Source organism: Erythrobacter sp. THAF29, assembly GCF_009363635.1.
GTDB lineage: Bacteria > Pseudomonadota > Alphaproteobacteria > Sphingomonadales > Sphingomonadaceae > Erythrobacter.
Genome location: NZ_CP045392.1, coordinates 2,645,763 through 2,665,367, shown reverse-complemented (window position 1 = coordinate 2,665,367; position 19,605 = coordinate 2,645,763). Strand labels below are relative to the sequence as shown.

Below are 19,605 nucleotides of genomic sequence, written 5' to 3'. Positions count from 1 at the left end.
TAGCGCCGCGATCGCTTGCGCAGCAAAATAGCCTGAATAAGGCACTGGCGCTATTGCGTGTAAAGCGATCCAATGGCGTTCTGAAACTCGGTCGCGCTGCGGATGTAATTTGCGAATTCCGAGACCATGTTGCCCTGCGGCGTGCCGAAATCGGCTATGACATAACGTACGAGGTATGGCGAGCCGTCGCCCGTTAACCCAGCATTGACCGCCGGGTTTTGGCGCGAAAAGCCGGTCATGAGGTCTGCGAAGGCTGCGCGATCACTCTCGGGCAAAGCGTCCCAGACTCCCACGATGAACACGCCTTTGCAGTGGCGCTTGGATTCCCCGGAAATTGCTTCGCAGGCCCGGAACCTTACTTCGAAGCGGAGACCGTTTGTGGCCGTTGCGATGAGCATCGGGTTCCCGTCGGCGTCGACCGAAACGAGTTGGTTTCCGGTCACCACCGCCAATGCGGGCGCGACCGTCTCCTCGTTGACCGTGCTCAGGAGCACGGCCTCGTCGATGGTGTCGATCGGCATTGGTTGTGCAGTCGCTCCCGATGCGCCGAGAAAAGCTGCGGTGCCGATTGCGATACAGGCAGTGTGGACGGTCTTGCGGGTCAAATTCACGAGAATTCCTCTTTGTCTCTTGCGCACATCCTTAACAGCGCGGCGCGGGCTGTCGCCAGTTTTAAACTTGAAATTCCGTGGCTCAATCGCACCTTGATCGGGCTATGAATTCGGCAACCCCATCTGATCCACAAGTAAAAGTATGGTTCGATGGGGCATGTCCCCTTTGCATTCGCGAGATTGCGGCGATGCGTCGGCTCGATCGCCGGGATGCAATAGACTTTATCGACGTCTCGCAATCGAGTGACTCAGACTGCCCTGTGGATCAGGCCGATCTTCTCGCACGCTTCCACGCCGAGGAGAATGGCAAAGTGCTGAGCGGAGCAGCCGCCTTTGCCGCCATGTGGCGTGCTATCCCGGTCCTTCGACCGTTCGGCCTGCTGGCCCGAAACCGATACGTCTTGCGCGTGCTCGAACGTCTCTACGTCGCGTTTCTGCGCGTGCGGCCCCACATCCAGCGCCTGTTTCGTTGATCGCCCATAAACCGCTTGCTGTCCGCAGCGCATCTGGTTCAAGCTTGTCCTTAGAAAAGGGACAGGAGAGGAAGCTGCATGAGCAATTTTGGCGGGATGCAGAACGAAATCTACAATGCCGGCCTGCAGGGGCACCTGCCGCGTTACCCGGTCGATTTCGCGACGCTTGAACAGCGGGCGCACGAAGCGCTCGGCCCGATGATGACGAACTACGTCGCGGGCGGCTGCGGGGACGAGCATACGCAGGACACCAATGCGAGCGCCTTTCAGCACTGGGGCATGATCCCTCGCATGATGGTCGACTGCTCTGAGCGCGACCTTTCGATTAAGCTGTTCGGTGAGAAGTTCGAAACCCCGCTCTTCATGGCCCCGGTGGGCGTAAACGGAGAGGCGACGCAGGACCGGCACGGTGACATGGCCGCGGCGAAAGCATCGGCGACGACGGGTATCCCGTTCTGCGCCTCCACTCTGTCGAACGACCCGCTGGAGGATGTGAAAGAAGCATGCGGCGACACCACCGCCTTTTTCCAGCTTTACACGCCGCGCAATCGCGAACTTGCCGAAAGCTTCATCGGCCGTGCGGAGAAGGCCGGCTACAAGGCGCTCGTCGTGACGCTCGACACCTGGGTGACCGGCTGGCGTCCGCGCGATCTCAACGCCTCCAACTTCCCGCAGCTGCGCGGGCGCGTGCTCGAGAATTACTTTTGCGATCCGGTCTTCCGTTCGCTGCTCGCCAAGCCGCCCGAGGAGGATATGGCAGCTGCGATCATGATGTTCGCAGGCGTGTTCGGCCAGGTGCTGACTTGGGATGACATGAAGTGGTTCAAGGACGTGACCAAGATGCCGATCGTCCTCAAGGGCATCTGCCATCCCGACGATGCGCGCCGCGCCGTCGATACCGGGGCGGACGCAATCTATTGTTCGAACCACGGCGGGCGACAGGCCAATGGCGGGATCGCGACCATCGACCTTCTCGAAGATATCGTAAAGGCTGCAGGCGATGTGCCGGTGCTGTTCGACAGCGGCATCCGTTCCGGCTCCGACGCGGTCAAGGCGCTCGCGCTAGGGGCGAGGGCGGTGGGCGTGGGCAGGCCTTACACCTATGGGCTTGCCATCGGCGGCGCGGAGGGCGCGGCATGGGTGCTTCGCTCAATCCTCGCCGAAGCCGACCTGCTGATGGCAGTTAACGGTTACCCGACGCTCGAAGCGGTTCGCGAAGCGGGGGCGCAGCGGACCGATCGCTGATCGGTTCAACTCAACCGCCACACCGGCGAGCTTTTCGGGAGAAATTTGCGCGCGCCGCTTGACATCACCGCATAAAAATAACGTCCGGCCCGATTTCGACTCATGTCGCCCCCGATTTAGTGTTAGTTAACGCTCACAATAAAAAGCGAATCGGGACGCACATCAGTGGAAATACCAACCATCATTTCGAGTGGGCCGGACTCGTTCGGTCGAACCGTTTGTAATAGCAACGAAAGTTCGCGGCGGGCACGATACGGACGCATTCGTCCGATGCCCGATCACAAGAAATCGCTGCTCAACGCCTTTACGCGCTGGCTGCCGCGAATCTGACCTTCGTCAAGCGTGAAGGTCATGCTCCGGCCTTCGCAACGGTGACAAGCTTGGTCTCGGTGTATCCGAGATAGCCTTCGACGCCGCTTTCCGAACCAAACCCGCTATCGCCGATCCCACCGAATGGGGTTTCCGGCGACCCCACCGCGAAGTGGTTGATCGCGACCATGCCTGCGCGCAGTGAATTGCCGAGATAATGGCTTTCGTCGAGCGAGGCGGTGAAAGCATAGGCGGCAAGGCCATAGCGAAGCGAATTCGCGATTTTCACCGCCTCGGCGATATCGTCGTAAGGCACGATGCCCGCGACCGGGCCGAAGGGTTCTTCGGTCATCAGCCGGCTTTGCGTGGAAGGCCCGGCGATCACAGTTGGCTGGAAGAAGTGACCCTTGCCCGCAATCGCATCGCCGCCGGTCACGATCTCCCCGTCATTGCCGCCGACCGATCCCATCAGGTCGACCATGGCCTCGACCCGGCCGGCGTGGGCGAGTGGGCCCATATCGACGCTGTCATCGGCACTTGCGTCGCCCACCTTCAGTTTTTCGGAGTGCGCAGCGAACTCGGCAACGAACTTGTCGTAAATACTGCGGTGGACGAGAAACCGCGTTGGCGACACGCAGACTTGCCCTGCATTGCGGAACTTGGTGCCCGCGCAAGCTGCAACGGTGCGCTCGAAATCGGCGCTTTCGCCGATCACCACCGGTGCGTGTCCACCAAGCTCGGCGGTGAAGCGTTTGAGGTGCTGTGCAGCTAGCGCGCCCAGTTGCTTGCCCACCGCAGTCGAGCCGGTGAAGCTGACCTTGCGCGTGGCGGGCGCGGTGATGAGATGGTTAGAAATCATCGCCGGATCGCCATAAACAAGGTTGATCGCACCCGGCGGTACGCCCGCATCGGTGAAGCATTCGACTAGCGCCTGTGCCGAGGCCGGGGTGGTTTCGGCAGGCTTAAGGATGCACGAGCAGCCTGCCGCCAGCGCTCCTGCAAGTTTCTTCGCAGGAAGGTTTATCGGGAAATTCCACGGCGTGAACAACATGGCGGGGCCGATCGGTTCCTGTGTCACGCGCTGTTGCAGCAGGTTTGCACTGCGGGTCGGGACAAGCCGCCCACCTTGCCGCTTTGCCTCTTCGCCCAGGAAGTCGATCAGGTCCGCCGCGCCCACCGTCTCTCCCAGCGCCTGCGCATGCGGTTTGCCTTCTTCGAGCGTGACGATCCGGGCAATCTGCGGCGCACGCTCGCGAAGCAGATCGGCCGCGCGGGCGAGGATTTTGTGGCGCTGTGCACCGGGAGTGGCGGCCCAAGACGGGAATGCCTCGTCCGCCGCTGCGAGCGCTGCATCGAGCTGCTCTTTCGAAGCCTTGGGCGCGTCGCCCAGTTTTTCCTCGGTTGCCGGGTTGTGGACCGGCATCGAGCCGTCCCCGCCATCGGCGATCCATTCGCCGCCAATGAACATTTTTACGGTGGGGTAGGCGGTCATGGGGTGGCTCCTTCGCGAAATGGGTGCGGGCGATCCTTCGGTTTCGAAGTTGACAAAGTTGACACCCTGTCAAGCGCCCTATTTGGTCTTAATTGTCTGGAAAAGAACGGGTTTTCGCTTAAAATACGAAATTGACACTTCTCCAACCTGAAACGCTGTCTAAGAGCGTGGCCGCCTCCTCGTCCCTTGCATGAGGCACAGCAAGTAGGAAAGCCAAGCGTCGCTCCGACAGCGTCTTGCCGAGCCAAAATGGCGCACAATTCCGTTTGTTTCAATTGAAACTTTGTTGCGCAAGGCGTAACGGGGGGCAGCGAATTCCCCAGGAGCGAATCAATGCTTGTTGGCGTCCCCAAAGAGATCAAGAACCACGAATACCGCGTCGGCCTGACGCCGGAAGCTGCGCGCGAATACGTCACCAACGGGCACGACATCATCGTCGAAACCGGAGCCGGTCTGGGCATCAGCAAGACCGATGATGATTATCGCAAGGTCGGCGCGCAAATCGTCGACAGCGCGGAGGAAGTCTTTGCCCGCGCCGAAATGGTGGTGAAGGTCAAGGAGCCGCAGCCAAACGAATGGGTGCAGCTGCGCGAAGGCCAGATCCTGTTCACCTATCTCCATCTCGCTCCCGATCCCGAACAGGCAAAGGGGCTGATGGAAAGTGGTGTTTCGGCCGTCGCCTACGAAACCGTGACCGCGCCGGATGGATCACTCCCGCTGCTTGCACCGATGAGTGAAGTCGCAGGGCGCCTGTCGATCGAGGCGAGCGCGCAGGCGAGCCACAAGAACAATGGCGGTCGAGGCATCCTGATGGGCGGTGTTCCCGGAGTGCTCCCGGCAAAGGTAGTCGTGATCGGCGGCGGCGTGGTGGGCACGCAGGCGGCACGCATGGCGGTGGGCCTCGGCGCGAATGTCGAAATCCTCGACCGCTCGCTGCCGCGCATTCGCGAGCTGGACGACATGTTTCAGGGGCGCGCGACCACGCGCTATTCCAACGCGGGCACGATCGAAGACGCGATCACCGATGCAGACGTGGTGGTCGGTGCGGTCCTGATCCCGGGAGCGAGCGCGCCAAAACTGGTGACGCGCGAAATGCTTGGCCTGATGCAGCACCGCGCGGTGCTGGTTGACGTCGCGATCGATCAGGGCGGCTGCTTTGAGACTTCCAAGCCGACAACGCATGAGGACCCGACCTATCTCGTCGACGATATCATCCATTATTGCGTCGCGAACATGCCGGGCGCCGTCCCGCACACCTCCAGCTACGCGCTAAACAACGCGACCTTGCCCTTCGGTCTTGCGCTGGCGAAGCATGGTATCGAGGCGTGCGAACGTGATCCGTACCTCAAGCCGGGGCTCAACGTGCATAAGGGCAAGATTGTAAATTCTGCAGTCGCGGAGAGCCTCGGGTTCTGATTGTTGCATGAAAGCGAACACTTGGTGTGCCGGTTTCGCGGGTAAGCGGAGCGGCTGATCGCTATATTCGGGGCACGAAATGGAGAGCCCCGCCATGCAACAAATCGATACTCGCCCGCTGGTTCGTCAGGTCAATCGAGACGCCGATCTGGACATACATGTCGCGCCGCAATCGCTGAGCGACCGCGTTGCCTTTTCCTTTGTGAAACTGCTGCGTTTCTTCGCGGACAAATTCTTCGCTACACGCTACGGCCACCGCGCTGTCGTGCTCGAAACTGTCGCCGCTGTTCCTGGAATGGTCGGCGGGCTGTGGCAGCATCTTAAAGCGCTGCGCTATATGCGCGATGACGAGGGTTGGATCCGTACCCTTCTCGACGAGGCCGAGAACGAGCGGATGCACCTCATGACTTTCATCGAGATCGCGCAGCCCAACTGGTTTGAACGCGCCCTGATCATCGCGGTGCAGCTGATTTTCTACAACTTCTACTTCTTCCTTTACCTGTTCGCGCCGCGCACCGCTCATCGCGTGGTCGGCTACTTCGAGGAGGAAGCGGTTTACAGCTACACCCAGTACCTCGCCGAGGTTGATGCGGGTCGCCACGAAAACGTACCCGCGCCGCAGATCGCGATCGATTACTGGCAGCTGCCGAGCGATGCGCGCCTGCGCGACGTCATCATCGCTGTGCGCGCCGACGAGGCCGAGCACCGCGATGTGAACCACTGCTTCGTCGACAAGATCGACGAGCGCCGCGAAGGTCGGCGCGAGCGCCGCCGGTCGCTGGTGGAGGGTTAGGCCTCCACGACCGTCTGTTCGATTGCGCCGAAGATCGAGTGGTTTTCGGCATCGCGCATTTCGATTTTCACGGTGTCGCCGGCGCGCATGAAGCGGGTCTTGGGCTCGCCATCGCGGATCGTCTCGATCATGCGGATTTCCGCGATGCACGAATAGCCTAGGCCGCCTTCGGAAACCGGCTTGCCCGGGCCGCCATCCTCGCCCTTGTTGCTGATCGTGCCCGATCCGATGATTGAGCCCGCGCCGAGATTGCGCGTCTTGGCTGCGTGCGCCACGAGCTGCGCCATGTTGAAGGTCGCATCGACCCCGACATTCGCGCGGCCGAAGGGCTCGCCATTGTAATCGACCATCAGCGGCAGGTGGATGAGGCTGTCCTTCCACGCATCGCCAAGCTCGTCCGGCGTCACCGCGACGGGTGAGAAGGCGCTGGCGGGCTTGGACTGGAAAAAGCCGAAGCCCTTGGCAAGCTCGGCCGGGATCAGGCCGCGCAGGCTCACATCGTTTACCAGCATGACGAGCTTGATGTGATCGGCGGCGTCCTCGGCACTGGTGCCCATGGGCACGTCGTCGGTGATGACCGCGACCTCGCCCTCCATGTCGCAGCCCCATGCGGCGTCGCCCAACGGAATGTCGCCGCGCGGTGGCAGGAAACCGTCGCTGCCGCCCTGGTACATCAGCGGGTCGTGATAGAAGCTTTCGGGCACTTCGGCACCGCGCGCCTTCCTCACCAATTCAACGTGATTGATATAGGCCGAGCCGTCCGCCCATTGATAGGCGCGAGGGAGGGGGGAGTGCGCCTCGCGTTCGTGAAACCGTTCGCACGGCACCGCCTCATGCTCGACATCGCGAGCCAAAACCTCGAGTTCGGGTGCAATCCTTGCCCAATCGTCAAGCGCCGCCTGCAGCGTGGGCGCGATGTTGTCGGCCGCGCAGTAGCGGGTGAGGTCTTTCGAAACGACGACGAGCTTGCCGTCGCGGGTGCCATCGGCGATCGTTGCGAGTTTCATGAGGCTTCAGCCTTTCTCGGGATTGTCCGGTTGGTTGTTGGGATGCGCGCGCTGGAAAGCGGGGAGCGCGAGGCAGGCGGTCTCTATCCGGCAGATGCGCGGGGAATCCGATAGGTCGTAATGAAAGCGGCGCGCGTTGTAGATTTGCGGAATGAGCACGGTCTCGAACATGCCGGGGCCGTCCATCAGAAAGTCGCCCGTGCCAAGCTGCTCCAGCCGTTCCTCGACCGGCGCAAGAGTTCGGCGCAGCCAGTGGCGATACCATTGATCGATGACTGGCTGCGAATGCCCGAGCGGGTCTTTCAGGTATTTGAGTACGGGCAGGTTGAGCGGCGCGTGCAGCTCTGTCGCTATTGCATAGGCGAGTTCGCGCACGGTGTAGCGATCTTCGATATCGGCGGGTAGCAGCGGCTTTTCCGGATAGGCCTCGTCGAGCCATTCGAGCAGCGCCATCGACTGAGCGCGGTCGCGCCCGCCCGCCTCGAGCATAGGGACGCTGCCGAACGGATTGCGGCTGGTGAAAGCCGGGTCTTTCTGCTCGGTCTTAAGCAAGTTCACGGGAATGTTTTCGTAGTCGAGCCCCTTCAGCTCGAGCGCAATGCGCAGGCGATAGGAGGTCGAGGAACGGTAATAGCCGTAAAGCTTCATCTTGGTCCCTTCGCCGCTATCCCGCTCGCCGCTCCCCATCAAAACGCCGCAATACCCGAAATCGCGCGGCCGAGGATCAGCGCGTGGACATCGTGGGTTCCCTCGTAGGTGTTCACCGTCTCCAGGTTCACCGCGTGGCGGATGACCTGGTACTCTTCGGAAATGCCGTTGCCGCCGTGCATGTCGCGCGCCTGACGAGCGATATCGAGCGCCTTGCCGACATTGTTGCGCTTGACGATCGAGATCATGTCGGGCGCGAAACGCCCCTCGTCCATCAGGCGGCCGACGCGAAGGCTCGCCTGAAGTCCGAGCGCGATATCGCTCATCATGTCGGCGAGCTTTTTCTGGTACAATTGCGTCGCGGCGAGCGGGCGGCCGAACTGCTTGCGGTCGAGCCCGTATTGCCGCGCCGCATGCATGCAGAATTCGGCTGCGCCCATCGCGCCCCACGATATGCCGTAGCGCGCGCGGTTGAGGCAGCCGAATGGTCCCTTGAGGCCCTGAACGTCGGGAAGCAGCGCGTCCGCGCCAACCTTCACATCGTCCATCACGATCATGCCGGTGGTCGATGCGCGCAGCGAGATCTTGCCCTCGATCTTGGGGGCCGACAGACCTTTCATCCCCTTTTCGAGCACGAAGCCGCGAATGCCGCCGCCATGCTCTTCGCTCTTCGCCCAGACCACGAAGACATCGGCAAAGGGTGAGTTCGAGATCCACGTTTTCGAGCCGTTGATGACGTAACCGTCGCCGTCTTTCTTCGCGACGGTTTTCATGCCAGCAGGGTCCGAACCGGCATCGGGTTCGGTAAGGCCGAAGCAGCCAATCAGTTCGCCGCTTGCAAGGCCGGGGAGGTATTTGCGGCGCTGTTCTTCCGATCCGTATGCGTGGATCGGATGCATCACGAGGCTCGACTGCACGCTCGCCATCGATCGGTAGCCGCTGTCCACCCGCTCGATCTCGCGCGCGATGAGGCCGTAGGCGACATAGCTCGCGCCAACCCCGCCATATTCTTCAGGGATGGTCGCGCCGAGCAGGCCTGCCTGTCCCATCAGCGGAAAGAGTTCGGGGGCGTCCACTTCCTCGCGAAACGCTTGAATCACGCGCGGCTGGAGTTCGCTCTGCGCAAAAGCATTCGCACTGTCGCGGATCATCCGCTCATCCTCGGTCAGCTGGCTTTCGAGGTCGAAGGGGTCTTCCCAGTTGAATGGCACCATCCCGGCCATTGGTTACTCCTGAAACTATTTTCGCGAGCGCTCTCTCGCAGGTGCGGGGCGGGGTTTCAACCCGTCAAGTAGCGGGTCGGTTCGCGAGAAGATCTTCCACTACAGAAGGGTCCGCCAATGTCGAGGTGTCACCCAGGTTGCCGGTGTCGTTTTCGGCGATCTTCCTGAGGATGCGGCGCATGATCTTGCCGCTCCTCGTCTTGGGGAGGCCGGGCGCAAATTGCAGCACGTCTGGCGTTGCGATCGGGCCGATTTCCTTGCGCACCCATTTGACGAGTTCGCGGCGCAGATCGTCGCTATCCTCGACGCCTTCCATGGTTGTTACATAGGCATAGATGCCCTGTCCTTTCACCTCGTGCGGCATGCCGACGACTGCGGCTTCTGCGACCTTGTCATGCTCGACCAGCGCGCTCTCGATCTCGGCGGTGCCCATCCGGTGACCCGAGACGTTGATGACGTCGTCGATCCGTCCGGTGATCCAGTGATAGCCATCTTCGTCGCGGCGGCATCCGTCACCGGTGAAATAATAACCCGGATATTGGCTGAAATAGGTGTCGAAGAAGCGCTGGTGATCGCCGTAGACGGTGCGCATCTGGCCGGGCCAGCTGTCGGTGATGACGAGCGCGCCGGAAGTTGCCCCTTCGAGCAGCGTTCCCTTTTCGGGATCGACCAGAGCGGGCTGCACGCCGAACATCGGCTTCGTCGCGCTGCCGGGTTTCAGCGCGGTCGCGCCGGGCAGCGGGGTGATCATCGCGCCGCCCGTTTCCGTCTGCCACCATGTATCGACGATCGGGCAGCGCCGCTCGCCGACGACGCGGTGATACCACTCCCACGCTTCGGGATTGATCGGTTCGCCCACCGTGCCGAGCAGGCGCAGCGAGGAGCGATCGGTCCTTGTCACCCATTCATCGCCCTCGCGCATCAGGGCTCGCAGGGCGGTGGGCGCAGCGTAGAAAATTTCGACCTTGTGCTTGTCGACGACCTGCCAGAAGCGGGAGAAATCGGGGTAGTTGGGCACGCCTTCGAACATCACCTGAGTCGCGCCGTTGATGAGCGGGCCATAGACCATGTAGCTGTGCCCGGTGACCCAGCCAACATCGGCCGCGCACCAGTAAATCTGCCCCGGCGAATAATCGAACACATATTCGTGCGTCATGCTCGTCCACACAGCATAGCCACCGGTGGTGTGGAGCACGCCCTTGGGCTTTCCGGTCGAGCCGGAGGTGTAGAGGATGAAGAGCGGGTCTTCGGCGTCCATCACTTCGGGTTCGCATTCGGGCGAGGCATCGGCCATCGCCTCGTGCCACCAGACGTCGCGGCCCTCTTTAATCGGGACATCGCTGCCGGTGTGGCGATAGACGATGACGGTTCCGACCGGTGCCTTTTCGAGCGCCGCATCGACATTCGCCTTGAGCGGGATGGGCTTGCCGCCGCGAAGGCCCTCATCGGCGGTAAGGACGATGTCCGATTGGCAATCCTCGATCCGTCCCGCGAGCGCATCGGGAGAGAAGCCTGCAAATACGACCGAATGCACCGCGCCGATCCGCGCGCAGGCGAGCATGGCGATGGCGGCTTCGGGCACCATGGGAAGATATATCGTGACGCGGTCGCCCTTCTTCGCGCCCTGCGCCTTCAGGACAGTGGCGAGCCGGCAAACCTCGGCGTGCAGTTCGCGATAGGTGATCGTGCGGCCCGGCGTATCGGGATGGTCCGGCTCCCAGATGATCGCGGGCGTATCGCCGCGCGTCTCGAGGTGCCGGTCAAGCGCATTTGCCGTGATGTTGAGCTTGCCGCCGAGGAACCAGCCGATGCGGAAATCCTCGGCGTTGTAACTGACTTCGCGCAAGGTCTCCCACGGCTTAATCCAGTCGATCCGCCGGGATTCGTCGCGCCAGAATTCCTCGGGCTGTTCGATCGATCGGGCGTACATCGCCTGGTAATCGGCGGCGGTGATCTTGGCGGATGTGGCCCAATCTTCGGGGACGGGGTAGATTTCGTCGTGCAAGCGCGGCTCTCCTGTCTCTCTCGATTGGAGAGACTAGGCGACCGGTGGGCTTGAGAAAAGCGCGAAGGTGCGCTCAGGCGGCCTGCAGGACCTTGTTGACCGTCTGGAGCATCATCGTCGGGGGGCAGGGCTTGGCAAGCGTTACCGCATCCGGGAACCGAGCCTTGACTTCTTCGCGCGAATGGCGACCCGAATGGAAGATGATCGGCACATCTTCTGCCGCGAGTTTCTGAGCAAGGGGGAAAACGATCCCGTCATCGAGCTCGATATCGAGGATCGCCAGATCGGGTTTTTCCTTCTGGAAATCGAGCATCGCATCCGAAATTCCGGCATGCGGCCCCTGGACCTCGAACCCGGCTTCTTCGACCGTATCGCACAGGTCGAATGCGACGATCATTTCGTCTTCCGCGACCAGTATTCTTTGAGTCATTTTATCCTCTCCCCACCAGCTGTTTCTTATCCCTCTAAGGAAACGTAACAGATTTGGCGGAGTAAGGTTCCCCGGTAAGTCACTTATTTTGGCCGAACCTTTCTGAAAATTCCGTGCTCTCCCCTGCGGCAAGGAGCTTGGCCTGAGCGACCCATTGGTCGCGCTCGATCCGGCCGGCGAACCTGCCGAGAGTTGCGTCGATGCGGGCGATGTCGGCGTCGGTCCATGCTGCGATCTGTTCGAAGCGGGTAACGCCCTGCTCGGCAAGAATGGTTACAAGCTTGGGGCCAACACCCTTGATCTGTCGAAGGTCGTCGGCCTCGCCGGATTCCACCGCAGCGGTTGCTGGAGCCGGAGCCGGAGCCGGAGCCGGAGCAGGTTCGGGTGCCGGCACAGGCTCGGGCACCGGATCTCCGGCCGTCGGCGCGACGCTTACGCCGGCTTCGGCATCCGTTGAAGCGCGCGCAGCAGCGACTTTGTCGGAATTCGCATTGGCCGAGGTTACACCCACATCTTGGGACACGGCCTTGGGCGCATCGATCAGCGCCTGGTTGCGCCTCGCGCGTTCGGCACCTTCATCGAGCACATCGCCATCGGTCTCACCGGTAACAGTCGTGCTCTTGCCGAGCCGCATGACGAGCCAGATGCCGAGCAGGAGGACGACGATGGCGATGATGGCCAGCGGAAGCGCTTCAAGGAATTCAGGCGACATGGATTGTAATCTCTCTTTGTCAGACGAAACATTCGCGCGGGCGCTTTAGCAGGGCGCGGCGCGCATGCAAAAGGGCCGGTCTCCCGCACAGGCGGGGACCGGCCCGATTGGTGGCGAAAACAGGGCGTCAGCCGCCGTTTTTCATGCCGCTTGCAAGAGCATTGAGCTGCAGGAATTCCTGCCGCCAGAAATTGTCCTGCTGCCCTGCCAGCTCGCCGATATCCTCGTGATCGAAATCCATCATCAAGGCATCGCCGCGCAGAACCTGTCCAAAGGCGGCGACCGATGTGGCGAAGGCAAAGTCGCCTCGAGGTGCCTTGGCGCGGCGCATTTGTTCGTAGCTGACAACCGTGTCGATCAGCGTGGACTTGTTGCCACCGGGCAGTTTGTAGCGCAGCTTCACATGCGCTGCTTCGGCAAATTTCTTGCTCGCCGCGGCCGGCATAGGGTCTTCATAGCGGCGGCGCGGAATCCAGCCCTGCTTTCCGGTCGGAACGATCTCGTAGATCGCGGTTACCTGGTGTCCGGCACCGATATCGCCCGCATCGACCTTGTCATTGTTGAAGTCCTCTTCGCGAAGGATGCGATTTTCATAACCGACGAGGCGATACTGGCTCACCACAGCCGGGTTGAATTCGACCTGGATCTTCACGTCCTTGGCGATGGTGAAAAGGGTCGAGGTCATCTCCTCTCCCAGCACCTTCTTCGCTTCGAGCGCGCTGTCGATGTAGGAGTAGTTGCCGTTGCCGTGATCGGCGATCTGCTCCATCATCGCTTCGTTGTAATTGCCCGTGCCGAAGCCGAGCGTTGTCAGCGTGATGTCGCGGTCGCGGTAATTCTCGATCAGTTCGACCAGCGCATCGCGGTCGGACACTCCGACATTGAAATCGCCGTCGGTGGCGAGGATCACGCGGTTGACGCCGCCCTTGATGAAGTTGTCTTCAGCGATGTTGTAGGCGAGCTGGAGACCGGCGCCGCCAGCCGTCGACCCGCCTGCGCGGAGTTCCTCGAGTGCCCGGCGGATCTTGCGGGTGTCATTGGTCGGCTCGAGCACCAGGCCCGCAGCGCCTGCATAGACTACGATCGAAACCCGGTCCTGCTCGCCCAGCTCTCCTGCAAGGCCCGAAAGCGCAGTCTTCACCAGCGGCAATTTGTCGGGCGAACCCATCGATCCCGATACGTCCATCAGGAACACGAGATTGGTAGGCGGACGGTCCTCTTGCGGCAGATCGTATCCGCGAAGGCCGATCCTCATCAGGTAGGTGTCCTCGTTCCAAGGTGTCTTCGCCACATCGGTGGTGACGGTGAAAGGCCGCGAGCGGTCCGCTGGCCGCTCGTAGTCATAGCGGAAGTAGTTGATCATCTCCTCTGTCCGGACGGCGGCCTTAGGCGGCATCATGCCCTGGCTGAGGAACCGGCGCGTATTCGCATAGGCACCCGTATCGACGTCCACGGAGAAGGTTGAGACGGGCTCTGCCGCCACGAGTTTGACCGGCGAGACTTCCTTGCCGTCATAGCGCTCGCGCCCCGGATCGGTTGCGACGCGGACTGCCGGGACGAAGGTTTCGCCCGATACGACGGTCACCGCGTTTGGCGATGCGTAATTCCGCTCCACCCTGCGCGAGCCGGTGACGATAATCGCGGTCTCATCGCCAGTGATGGCGGCTGGTGGAGGTGGAGGTGGAGGTGGTGGGGGCGGGGGCGGAGGTGGAGGGGCTTGGGCTATCTCCCCCTCGGGCGTTCCGGTGCTGGCCACGTCACTGTCATACTGACCGGCGCATCCTGTTACTATCGCGCCGAGAACGACGATTGCTGCAAAGCCCGAAAAACGCATTGGCACTCTCCCCGATTACCCGTGCCCGAGGATCGACGAATCGAGTGAACGACTTCTGAACGCGTTGTAAGCCTTGCGAAATGTTGGGGCGTCGTGATGGCGCGAAATCCTTACCTCAGGCGGGCTTGGCAGGCTCCGGTTCGGGATCGACTGGCACGATATTCTTTTTGAAAAGCACCTTGTCCTCTGGTCCGAAGCCGCGCTTCCAGATGACGTAGAGGTAGGTGCCAAGGATAGCGGGCGTGCCGAAGACGAGCTCTGCCCATTCGGGAAGCAGCGTCGCGCAAAATCCGACGATCACCGCTGGTCCGGTTGCCCAGACGAGCGCCCAGCGCCAGTTCGACACCGGTGCCTTGAGGAGGTTCTTCAGGACTGCCGCCTTGACGATGCTGGAGAGGCCGAGCGCGATGAACAGCGCGAGCGCGGCACCCCCAGCCATGAAGCCCTCATCGAGGCCAAGGTGCCTTGCAAGGAGGATGAACCCGACCGTCATCAGTGCCTGCGAGGTTATGACCCCGACCGAGATCGCAAGGTTCCGCTTTTTCGCGATATAGACCAGCACGCTTTCCGAAACGACCGCCATCGAGGCGACGACTTCAGCAGCGAGCAACAATGCAAGCGCGCCTGTACCGCCGACGATGGCGGGGCCGCCCAGGCCCATCACCGCCTCGCCGGGAATAGCGATCATCAACGCGATGCCAAGTTGAAGCGCAATGATCCAGAAACCCACTTGCCGAACCTGCGCCGCAATCGCCTCCATATTCCCGATCTTGAGGTTTTTCGTGATGACCGGCGAGAGGATCGGCTCGAAACTCGATTTGAGCTTTTGCGGCAGGCTCGCGATTTCCTTGGCGAAGAAATAGATGCCCACTGCCGCTGGCGAAGTGAACTGGCCGAGCAGGAACACATCGATCAGCCTCGTCCCGCGCTCAATCACGTCGGCGCCGACCAGCGGCAGTGCGCGGGCCGCCAGCTTGCCAAGATAGCGCGGGCGCGGCCGCCATCCTGTAGGCATGCCATAGGTGCGATAGAACGAATAGGCGGCAATCAGAAGCCCGGCGTAGATCGAAGCGAGGAAGGCGAGCGAAAGCCCGCCTTGCGCAACCCCGGGCACATAGAACAAGACGCCGACGAGGATCGATCGCGTCCACGGCTCGACAATGGCCCGTGCGCGCACGGTGGTCGCGATATCATAGCGATAGGCCTGGGCCGCGAGCAGGATTTCGGTGAGCGCGAAAGCGGGCACAGCAGCGATCATCCACATGTCGTAATCGCTGCTCGTCCCACTCGGAAAAATGATCGCGGGGAAGATCAGCAGCAAAATGACCGCAAGCGCCGAACAGATAAGCGACGCGAGCATACCGTCGAAGACGAGGTTCGAGGGAGTGCCCTCGCGATCCTCGACCCCTTCGGTAAGCCGCTGGGCGAGACCGCGTTTCTCCCCCAGCGCGCACACGAGCGCGAAAATCTCGATAATGACAAAAGCCGCAGCGAACCGGCCCATCGCTTCGACGCCGTAGAGGCGGTAGCCGATGAAGAGGAACGGGATATTCCCCAGCAGGCGGATGACGAAACCCATCGTGTTGGTACGTCCGCCCTTGGCGAGCGTTGCCATATCGTCCCCGCCTTTTGCAGGTTCGGGTTGAGCCGGAGGTGCTGTCTTGTCGCTCACGATATATCCGACTGGTCGCCGGGCTGTTCGGCGGTGAGTGGTCTTGCAAGCAACCGGGCAACGACTTCGCGCGGGTTTTCGCCATCGAGGATTGCGTTGACCGCAATCGTGATCGGCATCGCGATACTGCGATTGTCCGCGAGTTGGGCGAGCACCGGCGCGGTGTGCGCGCCTTCGGCGACCGTGCGGCGGTCGCTCATCAGCTCGGAAGCACTCCTGCCTTCACCCAGCGCCTTGCCGAGCGAGAAATTGCGGCTCGAAGTCGACGAGCAGGTGAGGACGAGGTCGCCCAGCCCGCACAAGCCGGACAAGGTTTCCGCCTGCGCTCCGAGCGCCTCACCGAAACGCTGCATTTCCGCGTAGCCGCGCGCGATGAGCGCCGAGCGTGCATTCTGACCAAGCTCGAGCCCATCGACCACGCCGCACGCAATGGCGAGCACATTTTTGATCGATCCGCCGATCTCCGCGCCCGTCACATCATCGGAATAATATGGCCGGAATGCGGGCCGTGCGATGGTTGGGGAGAGGCGCTCCCATTGATCGCGTCCGCCTTCGCAGGCGAGCGTAACGGCCGTCGGCAGACCAGCGGCCACTTCATGCGCGAAAGTCGGGCCCGAGAGGACGGCGATCTCGCTTCCGGGAGAGGCTTCGCGCGCGACATCGTTCATCAGCCTGCCCGTGCCGGCTTCGATCCCCTTCGAACACAGAACAAGGTCGCGCGGTGCAGTGGGCAATTCGCCCAGAACCTTGCCCATCACTTGCGCCGGAGTAACGCATAGGAGCGTGTCGAGCCTGGCGAGTTCGGCAAGGTCGCCGGTTGCGCGGATCGTCTCGTTCAAATGCGCGCTGGGAAGAAACATGGGGTTGCGGCGTTCGGCGTTGATGGCCTCGACAACTTCCGCTTCGTAGGCCCAGATCAACACGTCGCGCCCGTCGGTGCTCAACATCTGAGCCAATGCAGTGCCCCAAGCGCCTGCGCCGATAACGCCTATAGTGGCTTTTTCGCTCATGCCTTCACCCCAGCGCCGCGAACGCTTTCAGCTTCCGGATCGAGCGGCCAGCGCGGGCGCGCCTTGAAATCAAGCGGGTCGGACTGCAATTCACCGGCTTGAGCGGCAATCCTTTCGCAACCCGCCCAGGCGATCATCGCGGCATTGTCCGTGCACAAAGCCAGCGGCGGGGCGACGAAGCGCATTGCGTGGCTTTCGGCCAGCTGCTCGAGCGCAGCGCGGATAGTCTGGTTCGCAGCAACGCCGCCGGCGACAACGAGAGATGGGCTCGCGCCGTTTTCGCTCAGCGCCTTTTCGAGCCGGTCGATAAGGCAATCCACCGCTGCCTGCTGAAAGCTCGCGGCAATATCAGCGGGCTTGTGTTCGCCGCTTTCGACCGCGCGCAGGACCGCGCTCTTCAGGCCGGCGAAAGAGAAATGCGGCTCGGCGCTGCCTTTCATCGGGCGGGGAAGGGGGACGGCGTTAGGATCGCCGTCGCAAGCCAGTTCTTCGACCGCAGGACCGCCCGGAAAGCCCAGCCCCAGGATTTTCGCGGTCTTGTCGAAAGCTTCGCCCAGCGCGTCGTCGATCGTGGTCGCAAGGCGACGATACTCGCCCACACCCTCGACGTTGAGAATCTGGCAGTGACCGCCGGAAACCAACAATAGCAAATAGGGGTAATCGAGCGCCTCGTCGGCGAGGCGCGGGGACAGAGCGTGCCCTTCGAGGTGGTTTATCGCCATGAGCGGCTTGTCAGCCGCCATAGCCAGCGCCTTTGCGCTGACGAGACCGACCATAACCCCTCCGATCAGCCCTGGCCCCGCGGTAGCCGCAATCGCGTCGAGGTCGCTCAATTCCAGTCCCGCATCATCCATGACCCCTTCGAGCATCGGCGCGAGCCGTTCGGCATGGGCGCGCGCTGCGATTTCAGGGACAACGCCGCCATATGGGGCGTGTTCCGCTTCCTGGCTCGCTATACGCTGGGCAAGGATACGGCGATCCGAGGTGACGAGCGCAACCGCCGTCTCGTCACAGCTCGATTCTATTCCGAGGACAATATGCGGTTCCGATCCCATCACGCTTCCATCTAGTTGATGCGCGGGCTAGGGCAAGCGCAGCGATGGGAAGTAATGCACAAGCAGGGGGCGCCAAACTGCGCCTGGGGACGCGCAATTCGCCATTGGCCGTGGCGCAGGCTATGGAAACGCGCGAGCGGCTCTGTGCGGCGCACGGCTGGGCGGAGGACGAGGTCGAGCTCGTGCCCGTGACCGCGAGTGGCGACAAAGTGCTGGACCGTCCGCTTTCCGAGATCGGCGGCAAGGCGCTCTGGACCAAGGAACTCGACATCTGGCTCGCCGAAGGGCGGATCGATGCGTCGGTCCACTCGGCGAAGGATGTCGAGACGATCCGGCCGACCGAACTGCATTTTGCCGCCTGCCTGCCACGTGCAGACAGGCGTGACAGCCTTGTGGGCGCGGAGAGCATTGCCGCCATCCCGCAAGGGACCGTTGTAGGGACGAGCGCGCCGCGCCGCGCCTCGCAACTGCTCAACCTCCGCCCCGACTGCAAAGTCGTGACCTTCAGGGGCAATATAGCCACCCGGCTGGGCAAGCTCGAGGCGGGCGAGGCGGATGTGACGTTCCTCGCAGCAGCGGGGCTAGAACGATTGGGGCAGTCCGATGTCGGCACTCCGCTCGAGACGGACGATTGGATTCCTGCCGCGGCACAGGGCGTGATCGTGATCGAATGTCTCGCCGGAAACTCCGGAGCGACCAAAGCGCTCGCCGCCATCGATCATGCGCCCACGCGCGCCGAACTCGAAGCCGAACGCGCGCTTCTCGCCGCGCTGGGCGGGACATGCCATTCACCAGTTGCGGTGGTGTGTGAGGAAAAAATCCTTCGAGCAGCGTTGTTTAGTGCCGATGGTTCCGAGCGTATCGAAGGCACCGCCCACTTCGAGCCGGGAAGGCACGAGGAGGTGAGGGCGCTCGCTGCCGATCTTCTCGAACGAGCCAGTCCGGCGATCACCGGGCTCTTTCAGCAGGACGGATGACCAGGATAATCGCCATCCGGCCCGAGCCGGGGCTTTCCGCGACGCTCGAGGCGGGCCGCGCGCGGGGCCTCGATATGGTCGGTGTGCCGCTGTTCGAGATCCGACCGCTCCCCTGGGATCCGCCAGAACCCGAAGACTTCGACGGTCTCCTGATCGGAAGCGCAAATGCAATCCGGCATGGCGGCAAGAACCTCAACCAGTTTCTCGGTCTTGTCGCGCATGTTGTTGGCGAAGCGACCGAAAAGGCGGTTCGAGACTTCGGATTTGACGTGGGGGTGGTTGGCAAAGGCGGTCTGCAAGACGTTCTCGACAGGATCGAACCTCCCGCGCGCCTCTTGAGGATCTCCGGGGTCGAAAGAGTATCGCTGAACGTGCCTGAGGGAATAACTGTCGGAACGGTTACCGCTTACGAAAGTGTCGCCCTTCCGCTTGACCGGGCAGCTTTGCCTTCCGACGGGACGCGAACCGTGATCCTGCTCCATTCCGCGATTGCCGCACGCCATTTCGCGCGCGAGTGCGATGAGCTTGGCATCGACCGCTCGTCACTCGAAATCGCTGCACTTGGTCCGCGCATCGCTTCAGCCGCGGGAAAGAATTGGGGCGCTATCCACGTATCACCGCAGCCCACCGATGCCGACCTTCTGGCGTTGGTGGAAACCTTGTGCCAATAACAGGGCGGTGGGAGACGCCAAA

18 protein-coding genes are annotated in these 19,605 nt (G+C 62.0%); 6 read left to right on the top strand and 12 right to left on the bottom strand.

The genetic code is table 11. The annotated features are described in order from the left end of the window. Positions 1 to 50: 50 nt before the first annotated feature. Positions 51 to 611 (bottom strand): hypothetical protein, encoded by a 561-nt coding sequence (locus FIU90_RS12975; protein WP_152435156.1) that lies wholly within the window; start codon positions 609 to 611, stop codon positions 51 to 53. Between the two features lie 104 nt (positions 612 to 715). Between FIU90_RS12975 and FIU90_RS12970 the strand changes: the two genes are divergently transcribed. Continuing rightward, complete coding sequence (locus FIU90_RS12970; protein ID WP_152435155.1) at positions 716 to 1,084, top strand: thiol-disulfide oxidoreductase DCC family protein; 369 nt, start codon at positions 716 to 718, stop codon at positions 1,082 to 1,084. Positions 1,085 to 1,162: 78 nt separating this feature from the next. Beyond that, on the top strand, positions 1,163 to 2,329 hold the full coding sequence (locus FIU90_RS12965; RefSeq protein WP_152435154.1) for an alpha-hydroxy-acid oxidizing protein: 1,167 nt from the start codon (positions 1,163 to 1,165) through the stop codon (positions 2,327 to 2,329). 349 nt (positions 2,330 to 2,678) lie between these two features. On the opposite strand, the gene FIU90_RS12960 is transcribed toward FIU90_RS12965, so the two are convergent. Next, a complete protein-coding gene (locus FIU90_RS12960) occupies positions 2,679 to 4,130 on the bottom strand; it encodes an NAD-dependent succinate-semialdehyde dehydrogenase (RefSeq protein WP_152435153.1) in 1,452 nt (483 codons plus the stop codon). 333 nt (positions 4,131 to 4,463) lie between these two features. Here FIU90_RS12960 and ald point away from each other — a divergent pair, with 333 nt between their 5' ends. Further along, a complete protein-coding gene (gene ald, locus FIU90_RS12955) occupies positions 4,464 to 5,546 on the top strand; it encodes an alanine dehydrogenase (RefSeq protein ID WP_152435152.1) in 1,083 nt (360 codons plus the stop codon). Between the two features lie 94 nt (positions 5,547 to 5,640). Further along, complete coding sequence (locus FIU90_RS12950; RefSeq protein ID WP_152435151.1) at positions 5,641 to 6,339, top strand: alternative oxidase; 699 nt, start codon at positions 5,641 to 5,643, stop codon at positions 6,337 to 6,339. On the opposite strand, the gene FIU90_RS12945 is transcribed toward FIU90_RS12950, so the two are convergent. From FIU90_RS12945 to tsaD, 10 genes are all read right to left on the bottom strand, one after another. Then, the gene (locus FIU90_RS12945; protein WP_152435150.1) at positions 6,336 to 7,346 is read right to left on the bottom strand and encodes a fumarylacetoacetate hydrolase family protein; all 1,011 of its coding nucleotides are present in this window, start codon (positions 7,344 to 7,346) and stop codon (positions 6,336 to 6,338) included. The genes FIU90_RS12950 and FIU90_RS12945 overlap by 4 nt on opposite strands. A 6-nt stretch (positions 7,347 to 7,352) precedes the next feature. Then, positions 7,353 to 7,994, bottom strand: coding sequence for a maleylacetoacetate isomerase (gene maiA, locus FIU90_RS12940; RefSeq protein WP_152435149.1), 642 nt, complete (start codon positions 7,992 to 7,994; stop codon positions 7,353 to 7,355). Between the two features lie 38 nt (positions 7,995 to 8,032). Continuing rightward, positions 8,033 to 9,208, bottom strand: coding sequence for an acyl-CoA dehydrogenase (locus FIU90_RS12935; RefSeq protein WP_152435846.1), 1,176 nt, complete (start codon positions 9,206 to 9,208; stop codon positions 8,033 to 8,035). A 73-nt stretch (positions 9,209 to 9,281) separates the two neighbouring features. Beyond that, positions 9,282 to 11,222, bottom strand: a complete 1,941-nt coding sequence (gene acs, locus FIU90_RS12930) for an acetate--CoA ligase (RefSeq protein ID WP_152435148.1) — start codon at positions 11,220 to 11,222, stop codon at positions 9,282 to 9,284. 73 nt (positions 11,223 to 11,295) lie between these two features. Next, positions 11,296 to 11,652: a response regulator gene (locus FIU90_RS12925; RefSeq protein WP_152435147.1), complete on the bottom strand. Its 357-nt coding sequence runs from the start codon at positions 11,650 to 11,652 to the stop codon at positions 11,296 to 11,298. Positions 11,653 to 11,731: 79 nt separating this feature from the next. Continuing rightward, entirely contained in the window at positions 11,732 to 12,364 is a 633-nt protein-coding gene (locus FIU90_RS15575; protein ID WP_172970260.1) for a helix-hairpin-helix domain-containing protein, read from the bottom strand. A 127-nt stretch (positions 12,365 to 12,491) separates the two neighbouring features. Further along, on the bottom strand, positions 12,492 to 14,198 hold the full coding sequence (locus FIU90_RS12910; RefSeq protein WP_152435145.1) for a VWA domain-containing protein: 1,707 nt from the start codon (positions 14,196 to 14,198) through the stop codon (positions 12,492 to 12,494). A 115-nt stretch (positions 14,199 to 14,313) separates the two neighbouring features. After that, positions 14,314 to 15,813, bottom strand: a complete 1,500-nt coding sequence (locus FIU90_RS12905) for a lipopolysaccharide biosynthesis protein (RefSeq protein ID WP_152435845.1) — start codon at positions 15,811 to 15,813, stop codon at positions 14,314 to 14,316. A gap of 53 nt (positions 15,814 to 15,866) precedes the next feature. Next, a complete protein-coding gene (locus FIU90_RS12900; RefSeq protein ID WP_152435144.1) occupies positions 15,867 to 16,880 on the bottom strand; it encodes an NAD(P)H-dependent glycerol-3-phosphate dehydrogenase in 1,014 nt (337 codons plus the stop codon). Then, positions 16,877 to 17,935 (bottom strand): tRNA (adenosine(37)-N6)-threonylcarbamoyltransferase complex transferase subunit TsaD, encoded by a 1,059-nt coding sequence (tsaD, locus tag FIU90_RS12895; RefSeq protein WP_152435143.1) that lies wholly within the window; start codon positions 17,933 to 17,935, stop codon positions 16,877 to 16,879. The genes FIU90_RS12900 and tsaD overlap by 4 nt, the downstream gene beginning before the upstream one ends. 44 nt (positions 17,936 to 17,979) lie before the next feature. On the opposite strand from tsaD, the gene hemC reads away from it, so the two are divergent. Beyond that, entirely contained in the window at positions 17,980 to 18,912 is a 933-nt protein-coding gene (hemC, locus tag FIU90_RS12890) for a hydroxymethylbilane synthase (protein WP_152435142.1), read from the top strand. Then, positions 18,909 to 19,583, top strand: a complete 675-nt coding sequence (locus FIU90_RS12885) for a uroporphyrinogen-III synthase (RefSeq protein WP_152435141.1) — start codon at positions 18,909 to 18,911, stop codon at positions 19,581 to 19,583. The genes hemC and FIU90_RS12885 overlap by 4 nt, the downstream gene beginning before the upstream one ends. The last annotated feature ends 22 nt before the right edge of the window (positions 19,584 to 19,605 follow it).